We start from the raw sequence: 6,435 nt of genomic DNA on the forward strand, positions 1-6,435 counted from the left end.
AAAGCGCCCCGGCCTTGTCGCTTGCCCCTCCGGCCGTAACAAATCTTCCTCCTCCCTCAGAATTTCCCGACGTCGAATTCATTCTTGCAAGGCTTGCTTATTCGGTGTTTTTCCGTCATTATGATTAGTAATATTTAAGGAGAGTGGTGTGCGGCTGCGTCTGATCGGCAAATATACTCTGGCCATCGGGATTGTCGTTCTGGCGACCATGGCCCTGTTCGCCTACTTGAATCTCCACACCCTGCGGAGCCATTTGCTGGAGGAGGCGGTACGGGACGTCGATTTTCTGAGTGAGACCATCATCCAGACGACCCATTACCAGATGCTCGAGGACGACCGCAAGCGCGTTTACAAAATGATCGAGGAAGTCGGCACCCAGGAGGGGATCGAGCACATCCGCCTAATCAACAAGGACGGCATCATCAACTTCTCCACCGAAGCTGCTGAAATCGGCACTACCCTCGACAAAAAGGCGGAGGCCTGCACCGTCTGCCATGCTGCAAATACCCCCCTTGTCAATGCCTCATCGATGAATCGCAGCCGTTTCTTTAAGGACGTGCATGGACGTGACGTTCTGGGAATAGCAAGGGGAATCTATAACGAACCGGTATGCAGCAGCGCGGACTGTCACTTTCATGCGGAAGACGTCAAACTCCTAGGGGTTCTCGACGTCATCGTTTCTCTTGACCGGGCACAGAAGAACCTCAACGAGCACGCAGGCAATGTGGCACTGCTGACCTTGTGCCTGCTGCTGCTCATGGCGATGGTTCTGACACTGCTGACCCAGTCATTGATTGATGAGCCGGTTCAGCGACTGTTGCGGCATACCGAGCAGGTGGCGAAAGGGGACTTCTCCACTCGCATCGAAGTGGTCAGCGAAGACGAACTTGGGCAACTGGCCTCCTCCTTCAACCGGATGACCATCAAACTGGAGGAAGCCCACTGTGACCTGAACGAGTTGATGCACAACCTGGAAGCCATGGTCGAGGAACGAAGCCGGAAGCTCCAGGAAATTCAGTCCCGCCTGCTGCAATCGGAGAAACTCGCCTCGATCGGCGAACTGGCGGCCGGTATCGCTCACGAAATCAACAACCCCCTGACCGGTATCGTCATGTTTGCCTCCATGGTCCTGAATCACAAGGACTTGAGCCCGGAACTGCGCGGCGACCTGCAAACTGTTTTGAACGAGACCCAGCGTTGTGCGGACATTGTCCGGCGGTTGCTTGAATTCTCCCGCTCAACTCCTCCGCACAAAGAACCCGACAAGATTGCTCGACTCCTGGATCATACCCTCGCCCTGGTCATGTACCAGGCCGCTTTCCATGACGTCCACATCATCAAGAGCTACCGGGAGGGACTCCCGGAGATCATGCTCGATCCCAACCAGATCCAGCAGGTCTTCATGAACCTGCTGCTCAATGCGAGCCAGTCGATGCCTGACGGTGGAGTTCTGGAGCTATCCGCCGACCTGGAAGGCGAATGGGTGATCGCCCGGGTAAGAGATACGGGTTGCGGGGTCTCCCCGGAAAACCTGAAGAAGATATTTGATCCCTTCTTTACAACCAAGGGAAGTTCAGGCACCGGGCTTGGTCTGTCGATTTCCTACGGGATCATTCACAACCACGGCGGGACAATCGAGGTGGAAAGCACGGTCGGGAAGGGGACGGTCTTTACCATCCGCCTTCCTGCCGGCGAAAAACGAGAAGTGGTCAATCCGGAGTGGAAATTGGGGGCATCGGCGGGAGGGTGAGAACCAGGGAACCAGTCAGTCGTCACTGCGGAGGCGGGCGGAAATCCCCTGTTTTTTGAGCATGGCCTGGAAATTGGGACGCAGCATGCCCACTTCTTCAGCGGCACGTGTGACATTCCAGCTGTTGCGGCGCAGGGCATCGAGAACAAATGCCCGCTCGATCGGCTCGACCGCCCGCTCGCGCAGCAGTTGCTTGGTTGTTTTCAATTCATCGGCAGTGCGTGGCACGTGACCGCACATGTACGTTACGGGCGCTGTTGCCTCGGCGTCCATTTCGAGGTCATTCTTGCTGATGACCTCTCCCTGGGCGAGGACCACGGCCCGCTCAATAATATTTTCCAGTTCGCGGACATTTCCCGGGAACGGATAGGTCTCCAGCCATTCGATGACCTCCGGCTCCACGCCGCGCACCTCTTTGCCGGTCTCCTCGGCAAACTTTTTGAGAAAATGACCGATCAACAGCCGCAGATCTCCTTTCCGTTCCCGTAACGGCGGCAGGTCAACGGGAATGATGTTGAGACGGAAGAAAAGATCCTCCCGGAATTCCCCCTTGCTCACCAGCGTTCGCAAGTCACGGTTCGTGGCAGCGATCAGCCGAATGTTGATGGAGACCGGCTGGGTGCCGCCGATTGGCATAACCACCCTCTCCTGAAGGACACGCAGCAACTTGGCCTGGGTCGTCAGGCTGAGATTGGCGATTTCGTCGAGGAACAGGGTGCCGCCATCGGCAACCTTGAAAAGCCCGGCTTTGCTCTGTACTGCACCAGTGAATGAACCCTTGACGTGGCCGAACAGTTCGCTCTCGAGAAGGTTCTCAGCCAGGGCTGTACAGTCGAGGGCGACAAACGCCTGGTGGCGGCGGTTCCCCTGGCGGTGAATGGCCTGGGCCACCAACTCCTTGCCGGTGCCGCTTTCGCCGGTAATCAGCACCGTGCTGTCCGTACCGGCCACCTGGATGATCCGGTGGTAGACTTTCTGCATCTCACGGCTGGTGCCGATGAAACCGTTGAATCCCTGGCTTTCCTGGAGTTCTTTCTGCAGGCAGATGTCTTCGACGAGTATTGCCCGCTGGTGGAGAGCCTGGCTGATTTTTTCAAGGAGGTGCACCGGTGTGAACGGCTTGGCTATGTAGTCTGCGGCTCCGTTTTTCAAAGCTTCGACGGCGGTGTCGACAGTAGAGTAGCCGGTGATCATGATAATGGGTACTTGCGGCTGCAGAACACGGATGGCCTTAAGGACTTCGATGCCGCTCATCCCCGGCATTTTTACATCACTGACGACCAGATCGAAATTCTCCGTCTGCATACGCTCGAGGGCCAGGCGTCCCTGGGCAAATGTTTCCACCTGGTAGCCGGCTTCTCCGAGAATTCGCTTCAATCCTTCACGAATGACGGTTTCGTCATCAACGACAAGTATCTTCAACGTGTTTGACCCGTGCCCTTCCACAATGTGCACTCCTTCTGCCGAGCCCTCTGCCAAGCCGTCGCCTAAATAGTTAATTGATTTTAACTTTACCTGCCAACCGGCACCGCTGTCAAGGGGAACCGCAGCAATCATCCCGCCTGCATGAAATTTTTATACAGTCGTATAGATATTTTATAAAGTTCGATAAAACGATAGCTTATCTGCGTATACCACTTCCTGGCCCGGCCGTGCTGCATGCCCCGCTCATACACCCGGCGCCGTCCCAGCCCCCCGCCGCTTCCCCCTCCACTCGTCGAAAACCCAATGATACAGGCATGTTGTGAGTAAATTAAAATAAATCTAATTAATTGGCACCGCCCATGCACTATCCCAAGGCAAAGGAAAGAAGGTTTGCCCATCGAAAAGGAGGACGCCATGAAAACCACACGGAAACTGATGCTGGCCGCTCTCGTACTGGGAAGTTCAACCGTGGCGCATGCCGCTGGCGGCGCCGGTTCGGAGCTGGGTTTCGGCACCTTCCTTTTCCTGGGGTTCCTCGCCCTGATCCTGGTCTTCCAGATGGTGCCGGGGCTGATTCTGTTCTTCTCCATGCTCAAGGGCCTCTTCGCCCCGCTCTCCGGCAAGCCGAGCGCGCCGTTGGCGGGCGGCAAGTCCGAGAAGTCCCTGTAGGGCGAGCGTGAGCCGAGGCGGCCGAACCCCTGCCGATGGAGGGCAGCGACATGATGGAACTTCTCATCGCCGACGGGAACAGCGAATCCCGCAAAAAGATGGCGCAGCTCTGCATCGAGGCCGGCTACAGCGTGAGTGTGGCCGCCTCGGCGGCCGCCGCCCTCGGCAGCCTGCTGAAGAAGGAGGTGCAGGTGGTGCTGCTCGGCGGGGAGTTCGACGAGCTGCCGGCGATCGAGCTGATTCCCCTGCTCAAGCGCTGCCAGCCGCATGTCAGCATCATCCTGGTGAGCGGGGAGCTGCCGCTGCCGCTGCTGCGCAAGGCGAGGGCGGCCGGCATCTTCTACCACGCGCTGCGGCCGAGCGGGCCGGGCGACGAGGAGGAGATCCGCCAGGCGGTGCGCTGCGCCTTTGCAACGCTCAAGTCCGAGCCTCTTTTGCGGTGTGCCGAAGCGGCGCACCCGACGATCTGGTCCCGTCCCGTCCACCCGAACCAAGGAGGAAGTCATGAAAGCGAAAGCCATTCTGAGCGCAGCACTGATCTCGACGTTGGCCACGGTCTCTCCGGTGCTGGCCGCCGGAGCCGCCCGGGAAGACCACAGCGGCATCGTGGTCTGGGTGTTTCTCGGTTTCTGCGCGCTGATCGTCATTGCCCAGCTGGTGCCGGCGGTGCTGCTGATGACCGGACTGATCAAGGGGGTGGCCGCACCCCGGGAAGAGGCGATGGAGAAAGCCGCCGAATGATCTGGCGGCAGGCGTGCTACACGCTGATGGAGGTTAAGATGACCAGGTGGATCATTCTCGGCGGCGCGGTGCTGCTGGCGGCAGGGCTCAGCGCCCTCAACGCGGTCTACCCGGCCGCGCTGCAGGGCTTCAGCGGGCTGGTGATCTGGTTCTTTCTCGGCTTCTGCGGGATCATCGTCGTCGCCCAGGTGTTGGCCGCGGTCGGGGCGCTGCGCGCCCTGGCCCGGCGCCAGGCGGAGGCGTCCCGGCAGCCGGCCCAGCAGATGATGGAAGGAGGAAAACGATGAGCGAAGGCAAACGGATGCCCTGGCCGCTCGCCCTGGCGGCGCTGGTGGTGCTGGTGGCAGGGAGCTGGGGGGTGGCTTCGGCCATGGAGAGCGGGGATTGTCTGGGCTGCCATGCCGATGCCGGCAGCGTCGGCGAGCGGGCGGCGATAGCCGAGCCGGCCTTTGCCGCCACGCCGCACGCCGAGATGGGCTGCCTCGCCTGCCACCCGCAGGTCGCCGACAGCCATCCCGACGACGGCCTGGCCGTCGGCAAGGCCGACTGCAACGAGTGCCACGCCGAGGTGGCCGCCGAGTACGCCAAAACCCTGCACGGCGGCAATGCCGGCTGCGCCGACTGCCACGACCCGCACGCGGTGCGGGGGCAGCACGAGGTCTCCGGCTACGACGTGAACCGGCAGTGCGCCGCCTGCCATGCGGCGCAGCAGATGACCGAGACGCACCGCCAGTGGCTGCCGCAGACCGAGGTCCACCTGACCTCGCTGCCCTGCATCACCTGCCATACCGGCTCGGAGAAGCTGACCCTCGAGCTCTACGTGATCAAGGAAGGGAAGCAGACGGCCGACGGCGACTTCGAGCTCGCCGGCTACCAGGAACTGGCCGCATTGACCGGCGGTGAAGCGATCTCCACGCTCATCGACCGCAACGGCAACGGCCAGATCTCCATCGAGGAGCTGCGCAGCTTCAACCGCAACCCCGCCTACCGGGACTTCCGCCTGCACGGCATGATGGTGCCGGCGCAGATGACCCACAGCTACGACATCCTCTACAACCGCTGGGACTGCACCTTCTGCCACGGCACCGGGCCCGCCTCCATGCAGACCAGCTACCTGAGCTTCCCCGGACCCGACGGCTCCTACCGCCGGCTGCCGGTGGAAAACGGCGCGGTGCTCTCGGTGCTCTACGCCACGCCCGACTTCTACATGGTCGGCGCCACCCGCAACACGGCGCTCAACCTGGCCGGCGCCATGATCCTCGCCGGCGGCCTGGTGATGCCGGTGGGGCACGGCTTCCTGCGGTTTCTGACCCGCAAAAACAGACAGTGACAAGGAGAGCTGACGCCATGACCAAGAGAATCTACCTCACCCCGACCCCGGTTCGCATCTGGCACTGGCTCAACGCCTTCGGCTTTCTCGCGCTGATTACCAGCGGCATCCAGATCCGCTTTCCGGAATACGTCAACCTCTTCGGCAGCTACAAGGCGGCCATCCGCCTGCACGACACCGCCGGCCTCGTCGTGTCGGCCTCCTTTCTGCTGTGGCTCACCTACTACCTGCTGGTGACCCGCAAGATGCGCCAGCTCTACCTGCCGACCGCCGACGATCTGGTCAACGGCGTCTTTCGCCAGGCCAAGTTCTATTTCCTCACCTACTTCCTGGGCGACAAGAGCCCGCACCACGCCAGTCCCGACGACAAGTTCAACCCGATGCAGAAATCGGCCTACCTGGTGATCATGATGGTGCTGGTGCCGCTGGTGATTTTGAGCGGGCTCATGCTGATGAACGTCGGCCCGATGCGCGCCCTGGCGGTGCTCGTCGGCGGCATCAAGCTGGTCGCCTCGGTGCA

6 protein-coding genes are annotated in these 6,435 nt (G+C 60.7%); 5 read left to right on the forward strand and 1 reads right to left on the reverse strand.

Annotated features, from left to right (window positions below; all coding sequences use genetic code 11):
• Positions 1-148 precede the first annotated feature (148 nt).
• On the forward strand, positions 149-1,750 hold the full coding sequence (locus tag VD811_15345; GenBank protein ID HXV22357.1) for an ATP-binding protein: 1,602 nt from the start codon (positions 149-151) through the stop codon (positions 1,748-1,750).
• A 15-nt stretch (positions 1,751-1,765) separates the two neighbouring features.
• Here VD811_15345 and VD811_15350 read toward each other — a convergent pair whose 3' ends face one another.
• Positions 1,766-3,172, reverse strand: coding sequence for a sigma-54 dependent transcriptional regulator (locus tag VD811_15350; GenBank protein ID HXV22358.1), 1,407 nt, complete (start codon positions 3,170-3,172; stop codon positions 1,766-1,768).
• A 417-nt stretch (positions 3,173-3,589) separates the two neighbouring features.
• Between VD811_15350 and VD811_15355 the strand changes: the two genes are divergently transcribed.
• The 4 genes from VD811_15355 to VD811_15370 all read left to right on the forward strand — a co-directional run.
• A complete protein-coding gene (locus tag VD811_15355; GenBank protein ID HXV22359.1) occupies positions 3,590-3,844 on the forward strand; it encodes a hypothetical protein in 255 nt (84 codons plus the stop codon).
• Positions 3,845-3,894: 50 nt separating this feature from the next.
• Positions 3,895-4,872 carry a response regulator gene (locus tag VD811_15360; GenBank protein ID HXV22360.1) on the forward strand — a complete coding sequence of 326 codons (978 nt, stop codon included), beginning with the start codon at positions 3,895-3,897 and terminating at the stop codon, positions 4,870-4,872.
• Positions 4,869-5,915, forward strand: coding sequence for a cytochrome c3 family protein (locus tag VD811_15365; protein HXV22361.1), 1,047 nt, complete (start codon positions 4,869-4,871; stop codon positions 5,913-5,915). The genes VD811_15360 and VD811_15365 overlap by 4 nt, the downstream gene beginning before the upstream one ends.
• 17 nt (positions 5,916-5,932) lie before the next feature.
• A partial coding sequence (locus tag VD811_15370) for a cytochrome b/b6 domain-containing protein (GenBank protein ID HXV22362.1) occupies positions 5,933-6,435 on the forward strand: 503 nt, incomplete at its 3' end.

Source organism: Desulfuromonadales bacterium (genome assembly GCA_035620395.1).
Classification (GTDB): Bacteria; Desulfobacterota; Desulfuromonadia; order Desulfuromonadales; family DASPGW01; genus DASPGW01.